The organism is Achromobacter sp. (assembly GCF_049647645.1).
GTDB lineage: Bacteria > Pseudomonadota > Gammaproteobacteria > Burkholderiales > Burkholderiaceae_B > Achromobacter.
In genome coordinates, this window is record NZ_JBARYB010000296.1 from 1 (window position 1) to 19,287 (window position 19,287).

A 19,287-nucleotide genomic window follows, 5' to 3' on the forward strand; every position below is an offset into this window, starting at 1 on the left:
CCATGCGGCCGAGGCGCGCACCCGCGCCATGCGCTCGGCCAGCGTCAGCGCCAGCAGGCCGGCCAAGCCCGCCAAGGCGGCATCGACATAGAAGTCGAACGGCCCGTACAGGTAGGGCGCTTCCGGAATCATCCAGCCGTAGGCATCGGTCTTCAGCACCGACGTCAGGCAAGCGCCAAATAGCGCCGCAGCGGCGGACAGCAGCAGGAAATCACAGACACGCAGCAGCAGTTTCGGCATCACGGAACAGGAAGGCGCCGCATGCAGCGGCGGGGTGCGGGCGCAAGGATGCCACATGACTGCGGCCGCCGCATCCGCTGCGCCAGGACAATTGCGTGGGCACCGGCAGCGCCCTCCGTTCTCTGAGAGAATGGCCGCCTGCCTCACAGGCCCCATTGCTCACACCTCAAGCAGCACCCATGACGTTTCCGCAATCCAGGCTGTACCCGTTGCTGTTGTCAGGCGCGCTCGCGTTGGCGCAGGCCGCCTTTCCCGCGCAAGCCGCCAGCAGCGCGTCCCCCAGAAAATCCGCCACCCGCAGCACGCCCTCAACGCCGCCCCAGGGCATGCCCCAGTACGGCAAGGGCGACCATGGGCGCTATCTGATCCTGAGACTGGACAACAGCCGCAGCAGCGCGCTCGCCCCCAATACGCCCTACCGTCTGTTCCTGACCGAAAAGGGCCAGTCCATCGAGGGCACACCCAGCCAGGACGGCATCGTGCATGGCGTCACCGACGCGCTGGGCCGCAGCGCCTGGATCTGGACCCGCGAGAAGCATGGCGCCGCTGACTACACGCTGATCCGGCGCATCGGCGACGGCGCCTGGGGCACCGTCTTCCAGCTGCAAACCAGCGGGGATAAAGATCCGCTTGGGGGTTGGCCCTACCTCACCACCATGCAGGTGCGTTGGGGTGAACAGTGGGCGGACCTGGGCTACAGCACCGCCCAGGGCAATACGGCGTACTTCAGCCACGACCGCCCCGCCGCCACCTTGTCGATATCGGTCGACGCCAGCGTGGCGGATAACCGGCAGTGCTTTGACGCATTGGACGCCATCAACCGCAAATTCAGCCAGAACGACACCGAAGGCGCGCTGCAATTGGTGGATGCCACGGACTGCGGCGCGCAACCGGGGCAACAGCTGGACATGGCCAATCTGCTGCTGATGGCCGGCCACGCCGATCTGGCGCGGCAGTGGCTGGACCGCGCCCGCGCCACGACGTTGTCCGCATCCTCCACGCCCGTGGATCACGATGAGCTTCACGAACGCTACAAGCTTGAACGATTGCTGGGCCTGCCCGAGCTGGCATTGGCGGACGCGCTGGAACTGCAGCGCCGGCAAGCGGAGCAGCCCCAGCCGGACGAACCCGATTGGGGCAACAGCATCGCCTACTACCTGGCGGATTTTCCCGAACACCTGGCCGAAGCCGAAGCCCAGGCCCGCAAATCGATCGAGACCGTCGGACCCGGGCCGTACAACCAGGGCACCCTGGGCTGGATCCTGACCCTGCGAGGCGACGTCGACGGCGGACTGGCGCTCATGAAGCGGTCCTACCGCGAGATTCCGCGCAATGAGGAAATCGTGGCCGACTATGGCCTGGCGCTGTGGCGCCACGGCCAGCCCGAACTCGCCGCGCGGCTCTGGGACCAGGCCCAGGCGCAATGCGTCTGGGGCCAGCGCATGCATGACGCGCTGCGCGAGGCCGGCCAGCCGCACCCCTACTTCCAGCCGGCGAATTCCAGCACGGTGCAGGCCTACCAGCAGCGTTGCTCGGCGCCGCAGACCAAGCGCAAGACCAGGCACGGCGAGCAGCGCAGCGCTGCCGCCAAAGCGTAAAATAAGTGCCGTAGACCAGCCGCGCGTCGCATGCCCGCAACCGCGGGCTCGCGCAGGAGACCATCATGAAATCCGCTCTGATACGCCTGCTTGCCCTCATGGCCACGGCCCTGGTCCTGGCCGGCTGCGCGCCGGGAAATAGCGGCCCGCCTCATCCGGGCGCGGTCAATCCCTACAGCCAGGGCGGATTCCACGACGCCGGCCCCAACTATCCCGACACTGGCCGCTGAACACCGCCAGTTTCAGGCTTCCCGCAACGCCCCTGACTTCAGCAGGGGCGCCAGGATGCCGGCAGTGTAGACCCGCGCCAGGTTCACCAGGAAGTCGGTGAAATCCGCCTTCGCGGCGTGATCGGCCTGATCGGAGATCACGCGCAAAACGGCAAAGGGCACGCCGAATTCGTAGCAGACCTGCGCCATCGCCCCGCCCTCCATTTCCAGGCAGAGCGCATCGGGCAGGCGCTGGCGCAGCTGGTGCGCGTAGTCATTGCTATTGACGAAGACATCGCCGGTGGCGATCAGGCCATGATGCACCCGCGGCGGCTGCGCGCCCTGCCCCGCCGGCAAGCCGGCATGGCCGCGCGCGAACTGTCCTGCGCTTTCCAGCAGCCGCGCGCTCAGGGCCGCGTCCGCGTCGAAGCGTACGCGCCCCAGCAAGGGAATCTCGTGCTGGCCGAACAAAGGACGCGCATCCATGTCGTGCTGCATCAGCGCGCTGGCCACGACCACATCGCCCACCGCCATGTCCTGGCGCAGGCCGCCCGCCAGCCCGGTGAAGATCACCCGCGTGGCATTGAACTCCTGGATCACGATGGACGCGGTCGCGGCCGCGGCCACCTTGCCGATCCGGCTCAGCGCAATCACGCAAGGCGTGCCCCACAAGGTGCCGACATGGAAGTCGCGCATTGCGACGCGGTGAATGGCGGCACCCGGTTCCATCGCGGCGAGCAGGTCGGCGATCTCTTCGTGCAGGGCGCCAAGTATGGCTAAACGTCCCATGTGCATCTTCTCTGGTCATGCGCGGCCGGCGGCCGCTCAGCCCGCAACATACCCCAAGCCTGACGCCGCAGCCAACGCACGCCCCGGCTCGGGCGCGTAAGGCACGGATTGCGACTTTTGATGTAGTGCGGACTTCCTGCTGTGCCTGCGCCAACCCGCAACGCCAGCAAGCACTTTGGATGGCTACCGATTAGCTAGTCAAAAGTACGGTGTACATCCGATCAGCAGGGAAACCACCCGCCTGGATCGCTCCGCGCCGCGTGCTAGCTTACGTCGCGCAGGACGCGGGCCATGCCAGCAAGCAGATTCATCGCAGGACTCAATCTGTGGAGAACGATCATGGTGAAGAATCTAGCCGTATTCTTCGACGGGACCTGGAACGAACCCAACGACCGCACCAACGTCTACGAACTCTACAAGGCTGCCCCCGAGACCTCCACGCAGGAAACGCTCTACATCGAGGGCGTGGGCACGCAGGGCCAGGGCCTGTGGGCCGCCATCGACAAATTCGCTGGCGGCGCCTTTGGCGCCGGGCTATCGGCCAACATCCGCGCGGGCTACCGCTGGCTTTGCCAACGCCATGAAGCGCGCGATCGCATTTTCCTGTTCGGATTCAGCCGCGGCGCCTACTCCGCGCGCAGCCTGGCCGGCATGGTGCGCAAATGCGGCCTGCTGAACGATCCTTCCGACAATAACGTGGCCGAAGCCTACGCGCTCTACCGCGACGACTGCATCCCCACGTCCCTGGAAGCCTCGTCCTTCCGCGTGAATTTCTCGCGCGAAACCGACGTGCATTTCGTCGGAGTCTGGGATACGGTCGGCAGCCTGGGCATACCGGTGGGCGGCATCCCCTTCCCCGGCTTTTCGAAGTTCTACAACTTCCACGACACCGAGCTGAGCAACCACGTCCATCACGCCTATCACGCCATCGCCACCAACGAATTCCGCGAACCCTACTCGCCGACCCTGTGGACGCGCCTGGCCGATTCGGAGCCGCGGCCGCCCGACAGGCCGGTCGAGCAACGCTGGTTCATCGGCGCCCATTCCGACGTCGGCGGCGGCTACCGGGACGGCAGCCTGCAAACGCTGCCGGCATCATGGCTGCAGGAGAAGGCCCGCCACGCCGGCCTGGAAGCCGGGCTGGCGCAACGCGTCGCCACGGACTACGAACAATGCGAACCGCACGACTCCTACCGCGAGTTCACCGACAAGGTGCTGATCCATGTGAAAAAACGCCCCAGGCTGTGGGACGGCGCGACCGTGCTCAACCTGACGGTGGACGAACGGCTGCTGCAGCGTTTCGGGCGCAGCCTGGAGTTCCTGAAGGAGTATCCGGACTTCAAGGATGCGCTGGAAAAGCTGCCTGTCGCGCCGCCCTGAACGCCTGCGCCAATGGCGATGCAAGCACTCGCAACAGAGTGACGCAATGCGCTTGAAAATGAGACTTTGCGACTTAATGCGATACAAACTTCGGTCCGTCGGAACATGGCGGGAAAACCATGCTATCCGTGGCCCATTTCAAGTAACCTCCGGCCACCAGTCATTGTTCCGAGCCGATGTTTACGCATGTTCCGCAATGTCTTTGCTCTCAAATCCCTTGAAAGATATTTCCTGACACTGGCTGCAGGCGTGGCGCTGCCGGTCTCCATGCTGACCGTGATCGTGGTACAGCAGAACTGGCGTTCCCTCGCCGCCACCGACGATGCCATGCAAGGCTTCATCGTGGTCCGCACGACCCTGATGACGATGGAGGCGGTTTCCGCCGAGCGCGGCCCCATGAACTCGGCGTTGGGTTCCGACCTGCCGGTCCCCGAGCATATCCTGCACGCGCTGGCCGAAGCGCGCCAGCGCACCAATGCACAGATCGCCGACCTGCTTGCCCTGTACCGGGCGCCCCTCAATCCCAACGGCGCCCGCGAATTCACCAACATCCAGCGCATCCGCGAATCCCTTCTGACTGCCCGCGCCAGCGCGGACGCCGCGATCGCCGCGCCTCGCGCCAACGTCTCCGGCTACAACCTGTGGACGGTGGTCGGAGACATGGTCGCGCTGGTCCCCGAACTGCGCGCCGCGATGTCCGACGGCATAGGCCTGGTTGCCAGAAACCAGGGCGAGGACTTCGACCTGCTGTCCTTGGCGCTGCTTGCCGGCGAACTGCGCGAACAGGCCGGGCTGGCGGGATCCACCTTCGCGCCGGCCCTGAGCAAACGCCGCACGCTCACCGCCAGCGACCAGCTGAGAATCGAGCGCGTGATCGGCCGCATCGACGAACTTCGCGCGCTGATCGAGGCCAACATCGCCAGCATGCCAGGGCACGCCTCGTCGCTCGCCTACCGCGAACTGCAGCAACAGTACTTCGGCGAGGGCATGAGCTACCTCGACAGCGTGCGCGCCATTGCCGAGCGGGCCCCGGAAGATTCGCTCGTGTCGATGTACGAACTGGGCGCGAACTATGTGCCGCAGATGAAGTCCATCGTCCGGTTCCGCGACCTCATGCTCAATGACGTCGAGCGGCGCATCGGTGAAAACCGCCAGGCCGCGATCCGCGTCCTGCTCACCACCCTGGCGGCCGCGGCGATGCTCACCGCCGCCCTGATCCTCGGGCTGGCCATGTTCCGCAAGCGCGTCATCCGGCCGTTCGTCCGCGCCACCAACATCATCGGCGCCATCGCGAAAGGCGGCGAGGTGCCGGCCATTCCCGCGGACCAGTACCGCGGCGAAGTGAACAGCATGTTCAAGGCCCTGGATGTGCTCAACGACAACGCCGCCGCCGTGCGCAAGCTCGAGCTGGAGCGCGACCGCCTGATTCAAGACCTGGCCATCATGGCCGAAACGGATTTTCTCACTGGCCTGCTGAATCGCCGCGCCTTCGAAAAGCGCCTGGAAGCGGCCCTGGACGACATGCGCCACGCTAACGGTGACGGCCTGGCCTTCATCCTGTTCGACATCGACCACTTCAAGTCCATCAACGACACGCATGGCCACCCCACCGGCGACGAAGCGCTCAAGACCGTGGCCGAACTGTGCCGCAAGACCTTCAGGCAATCCGACGTGGTCGCGCGCGTGGGCGGCGAAGAGTTCGCGGTATTGTGCCGCAGCCGCCGCCCCGAACCCGTCCGAGACATCGCCGAACGCATGCGCCTGAACATAGCGCAAGCGCAGATCAGCGCCTGTGACGCAACCCGCTTCAGCATGACCGCCAGCTTCGGCGTTGCCCATGCCCGCAGCGGCGACGCGCGAGACCTGGAGAACCTGTCCCGCCGCGCCGACGAGCTGCTATACAAGGCCAAGCTGAACGGCCGCAACCGCGTGCTGCTGGAACAGATGGCTTGAGGCGCGGCCCCTCGCTCCGGGCCACGCCAAGGGCAAAAAAAAACCCCGGCGGTTTCCCGCCAGGGCCATGCCAGCTCCACACCTGCTTGCTCAGTTCGAATACACCTTGATCTGATCGCTCTTCAGCACATCGGGCGTCAGGCTCTTGTCGATCCATTCCATCGAAGTATCCGACACACCCGGAGTCACCAGTTCGGCGGGGACGATGGTGATATCGGCCAGCACCTTGAACGGGTACTTGTCGCTCTTCTTCGTCACGCCGAACAGCTGCGCTTCCAGGCCCTGACCGTCGGCGCGGTGCATCTTCACGTCGCGGCCGTAGCCCTTGAAGGTCACGTCATGCATCGCGGCCGCCACCTGTTCCGGGCTGGGCCAGGCGCCGCCGTTGTCCTTGATGGCCTTCTCGTAGCCCGCCTTCAGGCCCTGGATCGCCTGCGCCATGTGATACACCGAATAGATCGGATAGGCGCCGGTCTTGTCGTGGAACTTCTTCACGAAAGCCTGGTGCTGCGGATCATCCTTGGTTTCCGGATGCAGGAAGTAATGATCGCCGCGGGCGCCGACGTACACGCCTTCTGGCAACGCATTGCCCAGACGCTCCAGCGAGCTTTCGGCCAGCGACAGTACAAAGGTCGAGTTCTTGAAGAGGTTGCGCTGCGAGGCCTGGCGCACGAAGTTGTCCAGGTCGCCGCCCCACGAAGTGGAAACAATGACGTCCGGGCGCAGGGCCTGCAGGCGGCTGATCTCGGTGGAGAAATCAGCCGCGCCGAACTTGGGGAACATCTCGGCCACGACCTTGACGTCCGGCTTGAACTTCTTCAACGCGGCCAGGAAGATGTCGCGCGAATCGCGGCCCCAGGCGTAGTCCTGGTTGACGATGGCAATCGTCTTGAAATCAGGCTTGACCTTCATCAAGTACAGGACCTGGGCGACCATTTCGGTGGTGGCGTTGGCCTGCGTGCGCACCACATACTTGTACTTCTTGCCTTCCAGCGCCTTCTCGGTGCCGCAATCCCACAGCACATTGAGCACCTTCAGGTCCTCGGCCACCGGCGCGACGATGTTGCAGTGGCCGCTGGAGATGGCCGACAGCATGACGCGCGTGCCGCCTTCGGCCAGGCGTCGGTACTCGGACAGCAGCTTCTCGCCGCCGCCGCCTTCGTCGATGTAGCTGGGCACCAGCTTCACGCCGTCGATGCCGCCGTTGGCATTGATATCCTGGATCAGGATCTCGGCCGCGTCGCGCGCCGGCACGCCGAACACCGACGCCGAACCCGACAGGTAGGTCGAGATGCCGATGTTCAGTTCCTTGGGCTTGTCCGCCGCGCTTGCCAGGGCCGCGGCGCCGGACAGCAGGGTAGCGCCCAGCAGCGTCGCCAATCTTGAAGTCTTCATGGTCTTGTCTCCAGTGTTGTATCGGGTCTATGCCCTTAGAAAACGATGGCGTCGCGCAGGCTGCCGCCGGTTGCGAGGTGATCGAACCCCTCGTTGATCTGGTCCAGCGAAAACGATTTGCCCATCATGCGGTCGACCGGCAGCCGGCCCGCCTTGTACAGGTCGATATAGCGGCTGATGTCGATGGCCGGCACGCCCGAGCCGAGGTAGCTGCCACGGATCTCGCGCTCCTCGCCCACCATCTGCGACAGGGACAGGGGAAAACTGAACTTGGGATTGGGCAGGCCCGACGTCACCGTGGCGCCGCCGCGGCGCGTCAGCTTGTACGCCGTCTCGAAAGCGGGTACCGCGCCCGCCATGTCGAAGCCGTAGTCCACCCGGCCGCCAGCCAGGTCGTAGAGGTCGTCATCCGTCTTCACCTGCCTGGGATTGACGACATGGGTCGCGCCCAGTTCCTTGGCCAGCGCAAGCTTTTCGTCGCTCAGGTCTATCGCCACGACGCGGCGCGCGCCGGCAGCCACGGCGGCCAGCAAGGCGCTCAGCCCCACGCCGCCCAGCCCGACGATGGCGGCGGTATCGCCTGCCTTGATGCGAGCCCGGTTCAACACCGCGCCCGCGCCTGTCAGCACAGCGCAGCCGAACAACGCGGCCTCGCGATGGCTGAGTTCGACGTTCACCTTGACGCAGGAGCGTCGCGACACCACCGCGTATTCCGCGAAGCAGGACACGCCGGTGTGGTGGTTGATGGTCTCGTCGCCGATGTGCAGGCGACGTTCGCCGCCCAGCAGAGTGCCCTTGGTGTTGGCCGCGGCGCCCGGTTCGCAGAGGGCTGGCCGGCCTTCCATGCAGGGATTGCAGCAGCCGCAACTGGGCACGAACACCATGGCGACGTGGTCACCCGGCTTCAGGTCGGTCACGCCGGGGCCGGTTTCCACGACCTCGCCGGAAGACTCGTGGCCCAGCACGATGGGCACGCCGCGCGGCCGGTCGCCATTGATGACCGACAGGTCCGAATGGCACAGGCCCGCCGCCTTGATGCGGACCAGCACCTCGCCCGTGCCGGGCGGATCCAGTTCGATCTCGGCAATGCTCAACGGCCGGGTCCGCGCATAGGGGCCTTCCACCCCCACTTCCCTCAACAGCGCCGCTCTGATTTTCATACGCCAGTCACCCACAGAAAAAGAGGAAGCGCCCGGGTACAGCCGGGCGCGGCACGCTAGACCGTGCGGCCGCCGTCCACCGGGAACTCGACGCCGGTGATGAACTCGGCGGCGTCGCTGGCCAGGAACAGCGCCGCGGCGGCCACGTCCGAAGGCTGGCAGAAGCGGCCCAGCGGGATGGTCGAGACGAACTTGGCGCGGTTCTCGGGCGTGTCGGGCAGGCCCATGAACAACTCGAACATGCCGGTAATGCCCATCACCGGGCAGATGGCGTTGACGCGGATGCCGTCGGGACCCAGCTCCACCGCCATGGATTTGGACAGCACGTTGACCGCGCCCTTGGACGCGTTGTACCAACTGAGTCCGGGCCGCGGACGGATGCCGGCGGTGGAACCCACGTTCAGGATCACGCCGCGCTTCTGCTTGCGCATGACGGGCACCACGGCTTGCGCCATGTGGTAGATGGACTTCACGTTGATGTCGAACATGCGGTCGAACATGGCCTCGTCCACGTCCAGCATGGGCTGGTTCTTGTGGGTGATGGCGGCGTTGTTGACCACGATGTCGACGGAGCCGAATTTCTCCAGGCAAGTGCGCACCGCATTGTCGATGTCGGCGCGGCTGGATACGTCGGCCTTCACGGCCAGCGCGGCGGCGCCGACTTCAGCGGCCACGCGGTCGGCAGCCTCCTTGTTGATGTCGGCGATGACCACGCGAGCGCCTTCCTTGGCGTACAGCTTGACGATGCCTTCGCCGAAACCATTGCCGCCGCCCGTGACGATGGCGACCTTGCCTTGCAACTGACTCATGAATTGTCTCCGGATAGTCTGGCGATCATTCGCCGTAGTACTGGATAAGCGTCTTGGTCGTGCTCATTTCTTCCAGGGCGATGAAGCCCTTCTCGCGGCCATGGCCGCTTTTCTTGACGCCGCCGAATGGCAGTTCCACGCCGCCGCCCGCGCCAAAGCCGTTGATGTACACCTGGCCGCACTTGATGCCGCGCGCCACGCGCTGCTGGCGTCCGCCGTTCTCAGTCCAGACCGCGCCCAGCAGGCCGTATTCGGTGGCGTTGGCCAGCCGGATGGCGTCGGCCTCGGTATCGAAGGGCAGCGCCACCAGCACTGGTCCGAAGATCTCCTGCGTCAACAGATCGCTATCGTGATTGGCCGAACTGAACAGTGTCGGCTTGACGAAGTAGCCGCCCTCGGGAACGCCGTCGGCGATGGCGCCCTCCGCCACCACCTTCAGTCCGTCCGCCAGGCCCTTGGCGATGTAGCGGTTGACGCGGTCGTACTGCGCCTTGTTGACCACCGGGCCGCAAGTCAGGTCCATGTCCGGCGTGCCCGCGCGAACCTTGGAGAATTCCTCGGCCAACGCCTTCATGAAGTCCGCATAGATGCCCTTCTGCACCAGCAGGCGGCTGCCGGCGGTGCAGGTCTGGCCGGTGTTGTGGACGATGCCCTTGACGATGGCCGGAATGGCCAGCTTGTAGCGGGCGTCATCGAACACGATATGGGCGGACTTGCCGCCCAGCTCCAGCACGCACTTGACCGCGTTGATGGCGGCGGCCTGCTGGATCAGCACGCCGACCTCGTTGGAGCCGGTGAAGGTAATGAAGTTGATGTCGGGATGGTGCGACAGGCTGGCGCCGGCCTCTTCGCCCAGGCCGGTCACGATGTTCAGCGCGCCGGCGGGAAAGCCGACTTCCAGCGCCAGTTCGGCCACGCGGATGATGGACAGGCAGGCGTCCTCGGCCGGTTTGACCACGCTGGCGTTGCCCATCGCCAGCGCCGGCGCCACGCTGCGGCCGAACATCTGCGCCGGATAGTTCCACGGAATGATGTGGGCGGTGACGCCCAGGGGTTCGCGAATCAGCTGGACCGAATAGTCCTTCTGGAAAGGAATGGTCTGGCCGTGCACCTTGTCTGCCGCGCCGCCGTAGAACTCGAAGTAGCGCGCCAGCACCGTGATGTCGGCCCGCGCCGTCGACATGGGCTTGCCGGTGTCGCGCGATTCCAGCTGCGCCAGTTCCTCGTGGTGCGCGAGCACGCTCTCGCCCAGGCGCAGCAGCAGCCGGCCGCGGTCCAGGGCAGTCATGCGGCCCCACTCGCCGTCCAGCGCGCCGCGCGCCGTCCGTACCGCCGCATCCACGTCGGCCTGCTGGCCGCGGGGAATGGTGGTGAATACCTTGCCGTCTACCGGCGAAACCACCTCAAGGCTGCGGCCGTCGGCCGCATCGACCTGGCGGCCATTGATGATCATCTGCGTCATGGAATGTCTCCGTGGAATCAGTTCAGCGTGATCGAGCCGCGCTCGATCGTCCATATCTGGTCGGGAATGTCGCCCAGCAACTTGACGTTGGACTCGGTGATCACCACGCACAAGTCGGGCTGCAGCTCCTTCAGCCGCGCCAGCGCTTCGGTGTAGTCGCGCGCCAGCTTGGGCGCCAGGCCCTGGAAGGGTTCGTCCAGCATCAAGAGGCGCGTGCCCACCATGACGGCGCGCGCCAGCGCCACCATCTTGCCCTGGCCGCCGGACAAGGCCGAGCCGGAGCGTTGCAGCATCGGCTCCAGCTGCGGCACGACCTTCAGCACCGTGGCGACGCGCGCTTCGATCTCGGCCTTGGACTGGCCCTGCACCTCGCAAGGCAGGTGCAAGTTCTGTTCCACCGTCATGGTGGGGAAGATCACCCGGTCCTCGGGCGCATAGCCCACCTTCAGGGCCGCCCGCCGGTGGCCGGGCAACGCGGTCAGGTCGGTGCCGTCGAAGGCGATCTTGCCGGACTTGATCCGCGTCAGGCCCATGATGGTGCGCAACAGCGTGGTCTTGCCCGCGCCGTTGCGGCCGACGATGCCGATGGTCTTGGAGGGTTCGAAACTGGCATTGACGTCGCGCAGGATGCGGTTGCCGGCCAGGTCTACGTTGACGCCCGATAGGTTCAGCATGTTCTCAGGCCCCCAGCACTTCGCTTTTGATCTGCGCGTTGTTCAGAACTTCCTCGGGCGTGCCGTCCGCCGCCACCTTGCCCGAGATCCATGCCGCCACCCGCGTGGCGTAGCGCGCCACGATGTCCACATCGTGCTCCACAAACCAGCTGGTCACGCGGCGCTCGGTCAGCGCGTGCATCACGGTTTCCATCAGGCCGAACTTGTCCTCCGATGCCACGCCGCTGGTGGGCTCGTCCATGATCAGGAGCTTGGGCCGCAAGGCCAGCGCCATCGCCACGTCCAAAAGCTTTCGCTTGCCCTCGGGAAGCCCGATGCAGAGCTCGTCGGCCTCGGGCAGCAGCCCCACCAGATCCAGGGTGGCGTCGACCTCTTTCTCGTCTATGGTGCTTTCCAGCGAACGAAACCAGCTCAGCTCCTTGTTGCGCCGCGCCGCGGCGATCTGCACGCACTGGCGCACCGTATGCTCGGTGAACAGTTGCGGCAGCTGGAACGAGCGGCCCAGGCCCAGCCGAACGATCTTGCGCGGCGCCATCGCCGTGACGTCGCGGCCATCGAAGTAAACCTTGCCCTTGGACGGCGCGAGATAGCCCGTGCAGATATTGATGAACGTGGTCTTGCCCGCGCCGTTCTGTCCGATCACTGCCAGGCGCTCGCCCTCGTGCAGCTCGAAGTTGATGTTGTCCGCGGCGACCACTCCGCCGAAGGCCAGGTACAGGTCCGTGGTTTTAATGAGGGGTTTCATCTTCAATTCCTCACCGGGATCCGGGCCGGGGATTGCGCCCGGGCCTGCTCGCGCTTCTGCGCCGCGGCGCGCTTCATGATCTGGCCGACGAAGCCGGTGGGGAACATGAAGATCACCAGGATCAGGGTCAGGCCCAGCAGGAACTGCCACAGGCCCGGAAAGTAGGCGGCGGAGATCAGCTTCACGGATTCGAATCCCACCGCGCCCAGGAACGCGCCCGCCGCATGGCCGGCGCCGCCCAGGATGGTGATGAAGACGAATTCGCCCGAACGCAGCCACGATCCGATTTCAGGCGTGACCAGCCCTTGCATCAACGCCAGGATGGCGCCGGAGAAGCCGACCACGACGGCCGACAGCAGATAGCCCTTCCACATGATGAAGTAGGCGGAAAAGCCCAGATACTCCAGGCGCGTTTCATTGGTCTTGATCGCGGACAGGGCCTGGCCGCTGCCGGAGCGGAAGTAGCGCTGCACCCACCACGCCAGGACCAGGGACAGGACCAGCGTCAGCGCCAGCAGCGCGCGCTCGAACGATTCCCGCTCCATCACGAAGCCGGCCATCGCCGGGCGCACGATGCGCAGGCCGTCCGAACCGCCCGTCAGGGTATAGAGCTTGCCCAGCAGGGCGAACAGCACCATGCTCAGCGCGAGGTTGAGCATGCCGAAGAAGATGCCGCGATAGCGCACCACGAACAGGCCGATGACCACCGCCGCGAGAAAGCTGGCCAGCACCCCTGCCAGGATCAGAGTCAGCGCGTCCGCGCCTGGCACGGCACGGGCCAGGAAGGCCACCGTGTAGGCCGAGATGCAGGAGTACATCGCGTGGCCGAAGGAAATCTGCCCCGCGCGCGCCATCACCGATACGCCCAGCGCCGCAATGGCGTAGGTCAATCCGATGACGATGGGCGTGATGGTCCAGGAATACGTGTAGCCTAGGAACAGCGTGAGCAACGCGGCCAACAGGCTGAGGACGGGAACTTTCATCAGATCGTCCTCGCTTGGGCCACGGTGAACAGGCCATGCGGCCGGATGATGAGCACCAGCACCATGATGATGTACGGCACCGCCACCTCCAGCTCCGGGGCGGCATAGACGGCGATGGCGCGGATGACGCCAATCAGCAGCGCCGCGATCAGCGCGCCGGTGATCTGGCCCAGGCCGGCGGTGGCGACCACCGCGAACGACAGCACGGTCATGTCCGTGCCTGCGCCCGGCACCAGGGAAGTGGTCGGCGCGGCCATGGCGCCTCCCAGCGCGCCCAGGATGGTGGCAATCACGAAAGTGACGTAGCCGATCTTCTTGGCGTTGATGCCCAACGAAGTCGCGACTTCGCGGTTGTGGGTAGTAGCTACTGTCTGCTTGCCCAGCTTGGTGTGGCGCAGGAAGAATTCCAGGCACACATAGGCCAGCACGGCCGTCACCGGCACCACCACCAGCTGATAGGTGGTGTATGTGATGTCGCCGATCTCGATGTTGCCCAGCCGGTTGACCACCTCGCTGGCGCTGTAGGGCTGCGCGCCCCACAGCATGCGCTGGATGTCCTCCAGCATGAGGAAAGCGCCGAACGTGAGCAGGAGCTTCAGGATGGGGTCGTAGTTCTGGGCGCGGCGGATCAGCAGGAATTCCATGATGCTGCCCAGCGCGAGCCCGACCACGACGGCGGCCGCGAACAGCGCCGCGAACAACAGAATCGGAGAGTCCGTTTTGGGCGCCAGGAACATGACGAAGCTGGCAGCCGCATATCCCCCGAATGCATAGAAAGCGCCATGGGCGACGTTCAGGATGCCCATCACGCCGAACACCAGGGTTAACCCCATTGATACCAGGAACAGCAGACTGGCGTACGCCACGCCGTCCACCAAGGCGAGAGGCAGTAGATCCAAGGTCAAGCGTCTTCTCCCTAAGCGCTGTGCACTTGCCGCACCCGCGGATCCGTTGCCCTGCAACATCGATCGCGAACCTGGCTGTGCGGGCCGTCGCCCTGGCGCGCGCAGCGCGCCCATGTCTCGTTATCAACCTGTCCGCGCCCGCCTCGCGACGCATCGCGGACAGGCCGGAAGGCCCTTTTCCGGCAGGTTGCGCAACATTCTTCCGATGCCGTCGAAACCTGCCTGTTAATGGTTTTGAAGTATAGGTATGCGCCTTTTCAGCGACTATTTATCTTTGTGCAAGCCCGGCTTCGCGGGCGATAGAGTGCCGCGTCTCAGGAGCCCTGCCGCGCCATCGCCGCCAGCGGCGCGCGGGTCTGGTAGTCGGGGACGATCCGTATCGCCGCTTCGCCCGGCACCTGCACATAACGGCCCAGTCCATCCGGCGCCAGCGCTCCCACGTCCAGGCGCGCCAGCGGGGCGCCCGCCGCGTCGCGCACATCGATGCGCAATTGCGGCGGCGCCAGGCCGTAGGGCTGGTCCGGCTGCGGGACCAACACGCGATCGCTGCGGGCCTGTGAGAACAGCGCGAGGAACTCCCCGGCATCGAAGCCGCTGGCGGCTGCGCCGGGCTCCGCCATCCAGCCTTGCGCGCTGCGCCGCAGCCGCAACGTGGCGTCGGGCGTGGACAGGACCACCTGGGCAGCGTCGGCCGCGCTCCAGGCGTAGAGCCGCGCAGGCTTGCCGGCGTCGTCATGCAGATGCGCATGGCCATCGAGGCGCGGCGGCGGCTCGGCGCCCTCCCGCCATTGCCATAGCGACAGGCCCATGCCGGCCGCCAGCAGCAGCGACCATCCGGCGCGCGCTGCGTTCATCGCCGCCTCCACCACATCAGCAGCCCCGCCATCAGGGCCAGCAGAGGCAGGGCCACCGTGCTGGTCCAGAACACCGCCCGCATCTGACGGTTGGTCAATTCCACCCGGCGGCTCTCGTAATGCCGGGGCCGGATGGTCAGCAAGGCGTCCTCGCCCGCCAGCAGCGATACCGCGTTGGTGAACAGCGCGCCGTTGCCCAAGGTAGCGAAATGGCGGTTGGTCGCGAAATCGCTGTCGCCCGCCACCAGCAGCATGGGCAGCGCCGTCCCCTCGGCGCCGGCGGCCTGGGCGTTGCGCGTGGCCAGGGCCATCAGCGCATAGCGCGCTGCCGGCCGGCCGGGCAGCAATGCCTGGTCCGAGGTCTGCGCCAGCGGCGTCACGACCACACCGCGCGGCAGGCTGTCGCCCGCGGGTTCCAGGCCGGCGGCGCCTGGGAAGAAGCTCAAGGGCAGGCCGCGCGTCATCTTGTGGCGCGTGTAGTCGCTGACGGCCGGACTGCCGGAATCGTTGCGGTAATGGCTGGCCGGGTCGGCCAGCGCGCCCGCCGGACGCGCGATGCCAAAGTCGCCGAGCAGCTCGTCCAGGCCGTGGGCCGCGTCGGGTTCCAGCAGCAACAGGGTCTTGCCGCCCGCGGCCGTCCATTCCCGCAATGCGCGCGCGTCACCCTCGCCGAACGGCGTGCGCGGGCCCGCTACTACCACCAGCGCGCATTGCGGCAGCGCCTGCGCCAGGCTGCCCGCGTTCACGCCGCGCGTGGCAAAGCCCAGCGTCCGCAAGGCATTGCGCGCCATCGCCATGCCGTGCTGCTCATGGACTTCGACCCGCGCCACCAGGTTCTCGTCTCCATCGTGCTCTTCCAGGTCATCCAGCGACATCAGGCTGTCGAGCGCGGCTTCGCGATGGCCCTGCGTGAAGCAAACGGTCTGCGCGCCGCGTTGGCTGATACGGATCAGCGCATTGGTGAAGTCGGTCTCGGTGCCGCCGTTGATCGTCATGCGCCGCTCGCCCGCGACCAGCACGGCGCTGCCGGCGAACTGGATGCCGGCCTCGCGCGCCTCGGCCGGGCGTAGCGCCGGATCCACGCCGCGCACCTGGATCAAGGGATTGGCGCGTTGGTACTGGCGCAGCAGTTCAAGCGCATCGACCATGCTCTTGTTGCGCAAGTCGTAGAACCACGTGACCTCGATGGGCCGGTCGATCCGGCGCGTTGCCTCGATGCTTTCGGGAGCCAGGCTGTAGAGGCGCTGGGCGGTCAAGTCCAGGCGGCCCAGATGGCGCGAGGCCCACAGGTTGAGCGCCAGCAGCAGCGCCGCAACGGCCATGACGGGCAGCCATAGCGCCAGACGCTGCCCGGCGCGGCACGCTGCGTCTCGGTTCATCGCAACCTCCAGCGCTTGAGGTTGACGGCGGCCACCATCAGCGCCAGCAGCGTCAGGCTGGCCAGCGTCAACGTGGCTGGGCCGGGCAGCACACCGCGGATGAAGTCCACGTGCTGCGCCGACAACGACAGGGCCTGGAAGAACGGCGACAGCGCGGGAAAGGCATCCAGCGCGGCGGGATAGTCGATGAACCACAGCAGCACCAGGATGCCCCAGGTGGCGCTGGCCGCCACGATCTGATTGGTGCAGGCGCTGGACATCGCGATGCCGATGGCCAGGAACAGCGCGCCGTACAGGAACACGCCGATATAGCCGCCAGCGATAGGACCATAGTCCGGCTGCCCATACCAGGCCAGCGGCAGCACCGCGGACGCAGTGCCCGCCAGCATCAACGCCAGCACGGTCAGCCCGGCGGCGTACTTGGCCGCCACCAAGGTGAAGTCCGGCAATGGCAGGGTCAGCAGCAGTTCCAGCGTGCCCTGCCGCGCCTCTTCGGCAAAGGCGCGCATGCTGACCAGCGGCATCACCAGGATCAGCAGGATGGTCATGTTGTGGAAGGCGGTCACCATCTGCCCCGTGCTGACGAAGAACAGGTTGAAGCTGAACAGATAGCCCGACAGGGCCCAGAACACGGCAACCACCGCCAACGCCACGGGCGAGCCGAAGTCGGTGCGCAGTTCCTTGCGGAACAAGGCGAGAAAGCCCCTCATGCGCGCCTCCGCAATTGCGCATCGTTGGGCGCCAAGGCGGCCAGCAGGCGCGCCTCCACGGCGTCGTGCATGGACAGCACCGCGCGCAGTTCCGCATGCGCGAGCACGATGCGCAGCACGGCGTCGCAGCTCGCCTCGCCGCCTTCCTCGCGGTCCCAGCCTATGCGCCATTTGCTGTGGCCCGGGTCCACCGGCTCGGCGTCGACGCCTTTGACCCCGGGAGATGCGAGCAAGGCGGCGCGCAAGGCGGCGTGGCGCGCCTGGGGCAGCCTCAGGCTCAGTTGCAGCGCGGCCGGCGCCTCGCCCAGCGCCGCGTCCTCCACCAGCCGCCCCTGGCGCAGAATGGCGATGCGCGTGCAGAGCGCCTCCACTTCCTGCATCAGGTGGCTGCTGAACACGACGGCGCGCCCCTGCGCGCAACGCCGGATCATCGCGCGCGCCTCGACGATCTGCACGGGATCCAATCCGTTGGTGGCCTCGTCCAGCAGCAGGACGGGCGGATCGTTCAGCACGGCCTGTGCCAGGCCGACGCGCTGGCGCTGCCCCTTGGACAGCCGGCCGATGACCGAGCGCGCCACGCCTTGCAGATCGAAGCCTTCAATGGCCCGCTCGATCGCCTGGCGCCGGACGCCGGCGCCCCCCTCGACCTTGACGCCGGCGACGAACTCCAGGTACTGCGACACCGTCAGCGCGTCGTACAGCGGCGCGCGCTCGGGCAGATAGCCGATGTCGGCGTTGCCGCGCCCCGCGGCCGGCTCGCGGCCGCGGATCGTGATGCGGCCGCTATCGGGCGCATGAAAGCCCGCCATCAGGCGCAAGGTGGTGGTCTTGCCGCTACCGTTCGGACCCAGCAGGCCCACGATCTCGCCCGGCCGCACGCTGAGGCTCAGGGAGTGCAGGACCTGGCGCGGCCCGAACGACTTGCAGACTTCATGCAGGGCGACTACCGGCTGCATGGCGCGCCCTCAGTCGAAGACCTTGGTCTTGGCGTTCTGCGCGTGCTGCTCCGCGTCGTGGCTGTACCAGAGCTGGCCCTGGCGCGCATCGCGGATCTGCTTGAGTCGGTCTATGGCCTGCATGGACGCGGCCGTGTTCCAGGTGATGCCCGGGATCACGCCGGCCTCGTTCTCGCCCGTGTAGATGGCATCCGCCGCAAGCAACACCGTGCCCGTGTTCTTCAGCTTGACCTGCAGGGACTGGTGGCCCTGGGTATGGCCCTTGGTGTCCAGCAGCACGATGCTGCCGTCGCCGAAGAGATCGAAATCGCCCTCGACCTGGATGAAGTCGTAGTCGCGCGTGGTGTCGAAGTCCTTCATGACATAGGCGGCTCGCTGGAATTTTTCCGGCCACCAGGCGGCGCGCAGCTCAGCTTTCTGCACCACATGGCGCGCCTTGGGGAACATCTTGATGTTGCCCGCGTGGTCCAGGTGGAAGTGCGAATAGACCACGTACTTGACGTCGTTCACGTCAAAGCCGGCGGCCTTGAGCTGCCGGTCCACCACTTCATCGCGCCCCTGGATGGAGTTGAACGCGCCGCACAGGCCCTGCCCCCAGTAATTGGCGCAGTTGCCGTCCGCCGTGGCCTGGTTCATGCCTGTGTCGAACAGCACCAGTCCGCGCGGGTGCTGGATCACATAAGCCGGCACGGGAATCTTGATCTTGGTGCCTACGTCCACCATGGCGGTCATGAAGCCCTTGTCCAGTTCGATCTTGCCCACGGACAATTGCATCAATTTGATGTCGGGCGGCGCATCGGCCGCGTGAGCCCACCCTCCCGCCATGAACGCCACCGCGCCCAACAGCGTTTTCCAACTCTTGCTCATTGTTGTCTCCTCGGACCAACAGGGGACCGCAGCCGGACGGCAACGGCCGGTCAGCCGGCGCCCGGTGTTTCCCGGGGTCGCGGCTGGCGTGCAAAGGGCAGGCAATCTTCTGTGTGCGGGCATCGCCATCGCCGCGCTCGGCGGCGCGGCGGGCAACGGCGTCTGGCGGCCGTTTCATGATGCAGAACTCTGACCCAAGCCCCCAGGTCTGACTATTGA

General features: G+C 66.2%; 18 protein-coding genes and 1 pseudogene. 4 read left to right on the top strand and 15 right to left on the bottom strand.

Annotated elements, in window-relative coordinates; translation table 11 throughout:
* Positions 1 to 240 (bottom strand): annotated as a pseudogene (locus WBB14_RS33235) (hypothetical protein); the annotation flags it as partial.
* A gap of 179 nt (positions 241 to 419) precedes the next feature.
* On the opposite strand from WBB14_RS33235, the gene WBB14_RS33240 reads away from it, so the two are divergent.
* Both WBB14_RS33240 and WBB14_RS33245 read left to right on the top strand, forming a co-directional pair.
* Positions 420 to 1,838: a tetratricopeptide repeat protein gene (locus WBB14_RS33240; protein WP_424243518.1), complete on the top strand. Its 1,419-nt coding sequence runs from the start codon at positions 420 to 422 to the stop codon at positions 1,836 to 1,838.
* A gap of 65 nt (positions 1,839 to 1,903) precedes the next feature.
* Positions 1,904 to 2,068 (top strand): hypothetical protein, encoded by a 165-nt coding sequence (locus WBB14_RS33245; RefSeq protein WP_424243519.1) that lies wholly within the window; start codon positions 1,904 to 1,906, stop codon positions 2,066 to 2,068.
* Positions 2,069 to 2,080: 12 nt separating this feature from the next.
* Here WBB14_RS33245 and WBB14_RS33250 read toward each other — a convergent pair whose 3' ends face one another.
* On the bottom strand, positions 2,081 to 2,836 hold the full coding sequence (locus WBB14_RS33250) for a 5'-methylthioadenosine/adenosylhomocysteine nucleosidase (RefSeq protein WP_424243520.1): 756 nt from the start codon (positions 2,834 to 2,836) through the stop codon (positions 2,081 to 2,083).
* Positions 2,837 to 3,175: 339 nt separating this feature from the next.
* Between WBB14_RS33250 and WBB14_RS33255 the strand changes: the two genes are divergently transcribed.
* Both WBB14_RS33255 and WBB14_RS33260 read left to right on the top strand, forming a co-directional pair.
* Positions 3,176 to 4,216 carry a DUF2235 domain-containing protein gene (locus WBB14_RS33255; protein WP_424243521.1) on the top strand — a complete coding sequence of 347 codons (1,041 nt, stop codon included), beginning with the start codon at positions 3,176 to 3,178 and terminating at the stop codon, positions 4,214 to 4,216.
* 249 nt (positions 4,217 to 4,465) lie between these two features.
* The gene (locus WBB14_RS33260) at positions 4,466 to 6,169 is read left to right on the top strand and encodes a diguanylate cyclase (RefSeq protein WP_424243522.1); all 1,704 of its coding nucleotides are present in this window, start codon (positions 4,466 to 4,468) and stop codon (positions 6,167 to 6,169) included.
* 90 nt (positions 6,170 to 6,259) lie between these two features.
* On the opposite strand, the gene WBB14_RS33265 is transcribed toward WBB14_RS33260, so the two are convergent.
* The 13 genes from WBB14_RS33265 to WBB14_RS33325 form a co-directional block, all read right to left on the bottom strand.
* A complete protein-coding gene (locus tag WBB14_RS33265; RefSeq protein WP_424243523.1) occupies positions 6,260 to 7,564 on the bottom strand; it encodes an ABC transporter substrate-binding protein in 1,305 nt (434 codons plus the stop codon).
* Between the two features lie 35 nt (positions 7,565 to 7,599).
* Positions 7,600 to 8,724 (bottom strand): zinc-dependent alcohol dehydrogenase family protein, encoded by a 1,125-nt coding sequence (locus WBB14_RS33270; RefSeq protein WP_424243524.1) that lies wholly within the window; start codon positions 8,722 to 8,724, stop codon positions 7,600 to 7,602.
* A gap of 56 nt (positions 8,725 to 8,780) precedes the next feature.
* Positions 8,781 to 9,533: a glucose 1-dehydrogenase gene (locus WBB14_RS33275; protein ID WP_424243525.1), complete on the bottom strand. Its 753-nt coding sequence runs from the start codon at positions 9,531 to 9,533 to the stop codon at positions 8,781 to 8,783.
* A gap of 25 nt (positions 9,534 to 9,558) precedes the next feature.
* Positions 9,559 to 10,995: an aldehyde dehydrogenase family protein gene (locus WBB14_RS33280; RefSeq protein WP_424243526.1), complete on the bottom strand. Its 1,437-nt coding sequence runs from the start codon at positions 10,993 to 10,995 to the stop codon at positions 9,559 to 9,561.
* Between the two features lie 17 nt (positions 10,996 to 11,012).
* Entirely contained in the window at positions 11,013 to 11,669 is a 657-nt protein-coding gene (locus WBB14_RS33285) for an ABC transporter ATP-binding protein (RefSeq protein WP_424243527.1), read from the bottom strand.
* A 4-nt stretch (positions 11,670 to 11,673) separates the two neighbouring features.
* Positions 11,674 to 12,414 carry an ABC transporter ATP-binding protein gene (locus WBB14_RS33290; protein ID WP_424243528.1) on the bottom strand — a complete coding sequence of 247 codons (741 nt, stop codon included), beginning with the start codon at positions 12,412 to 12,414 and terminating at the stop codon, positions 11,674 to 11,676.
* A 2-nt stretch (positions 12,415 to 12,416) separates the two neighbouring features.
* Positions 12,417 to 13,397, bottom strand: a complete 981-nt coding sequence (locus tag WBB14_RS33295) for a branched-chain amino acid ABC transporter permease (protein WP_424243529.1) — start codon at positions 13,395 to 13,397, stop codon at positions 12,417 to 12,419.
* Complete coding sequence (locus tag WBB14_RS33300) at positions 13,397 to 14,302, bottom strand: branched-chain amino acid ABC transporter permease (RefSeq protein WP_424243530.1); 906 nt, start codon at positions 14,300 to 14,302, stop codon at positions 13,397 to 13,399. Before WBB14_RS33300 ends, WBB14_RS33295 begins: the two co-directional genes overlap by 1 nt.
* Before the next feature lie 314 nt (positions 14,303 to 14,616).
* Positions 14,617 to 15,156 carry an electron transporter SenC gene (locus WBB14_RS33305; protein ID WP_424243531.1) on the bottom strand — a complete coding sequence of 180 codons (540 nt, stop codon included), beginning with the start codon at positions 15,154 to 15,156 and terminating at the stop codon, positions 14,617 to 14,619.
* On the bottom strand, positions 15,153 to 16,535 hold the full coding sequence (locus tag WBB14_RS33310) for a GldG family protein (RefSeq protein WP_424243532.1): 1,383 nt from the start codon (positions 16,533 to 16,535) through the stop codon (positions 15,153 to 15,155). Before WBB14_RS33310 ends, WBB14_RS33305 begins: the two co-directional genes overlap by 4 nt.
* Entirely contained in the window at positions 16,532 to 17,245 is a 714-nt protein-coding gene (locus WBB14_RS33315; RefSeq protein ID WP_424243533.1) for an ABC transporter permease, read from the bottom strand. The genes WBB14_RS33310 and WBB14_RS33315 overlap by 4 nt, the downstream gene beginning before the upstream one ends.
* Positions 17,242 to 18,201, bottom strand: coding sequence for an ABC transporter ATP-binding protein (locus tag WBB14_RS33320; protein ID WP_424243534.1), 960 nt, complete (start codon positions 18,199 to 18,201; stop codon positions 17,242 to 17,244). Before WBB14_RS33320 ends, WBB14_RS33315 begins: the two co-directional genes overlap by 4 nt.
* Positions 18,202 to 18,210: 9 nt before the next feature.
* The gene (locus WBB14_RS33325) at positions 18,211 to 19,068 is read right to left on the bottom strand and encodes an N-acyl homoserine lactonase family protein (protein WP_424243535.1); all 858 of its coding nucleotides are present in this window, start codon (positions 19,066 to 19,068) and stop codon (positions 18,211 to 18,213) included.
* Between the last annotated feature and the right edge of the window lie 219 nt (positions 19,069 to 19,287).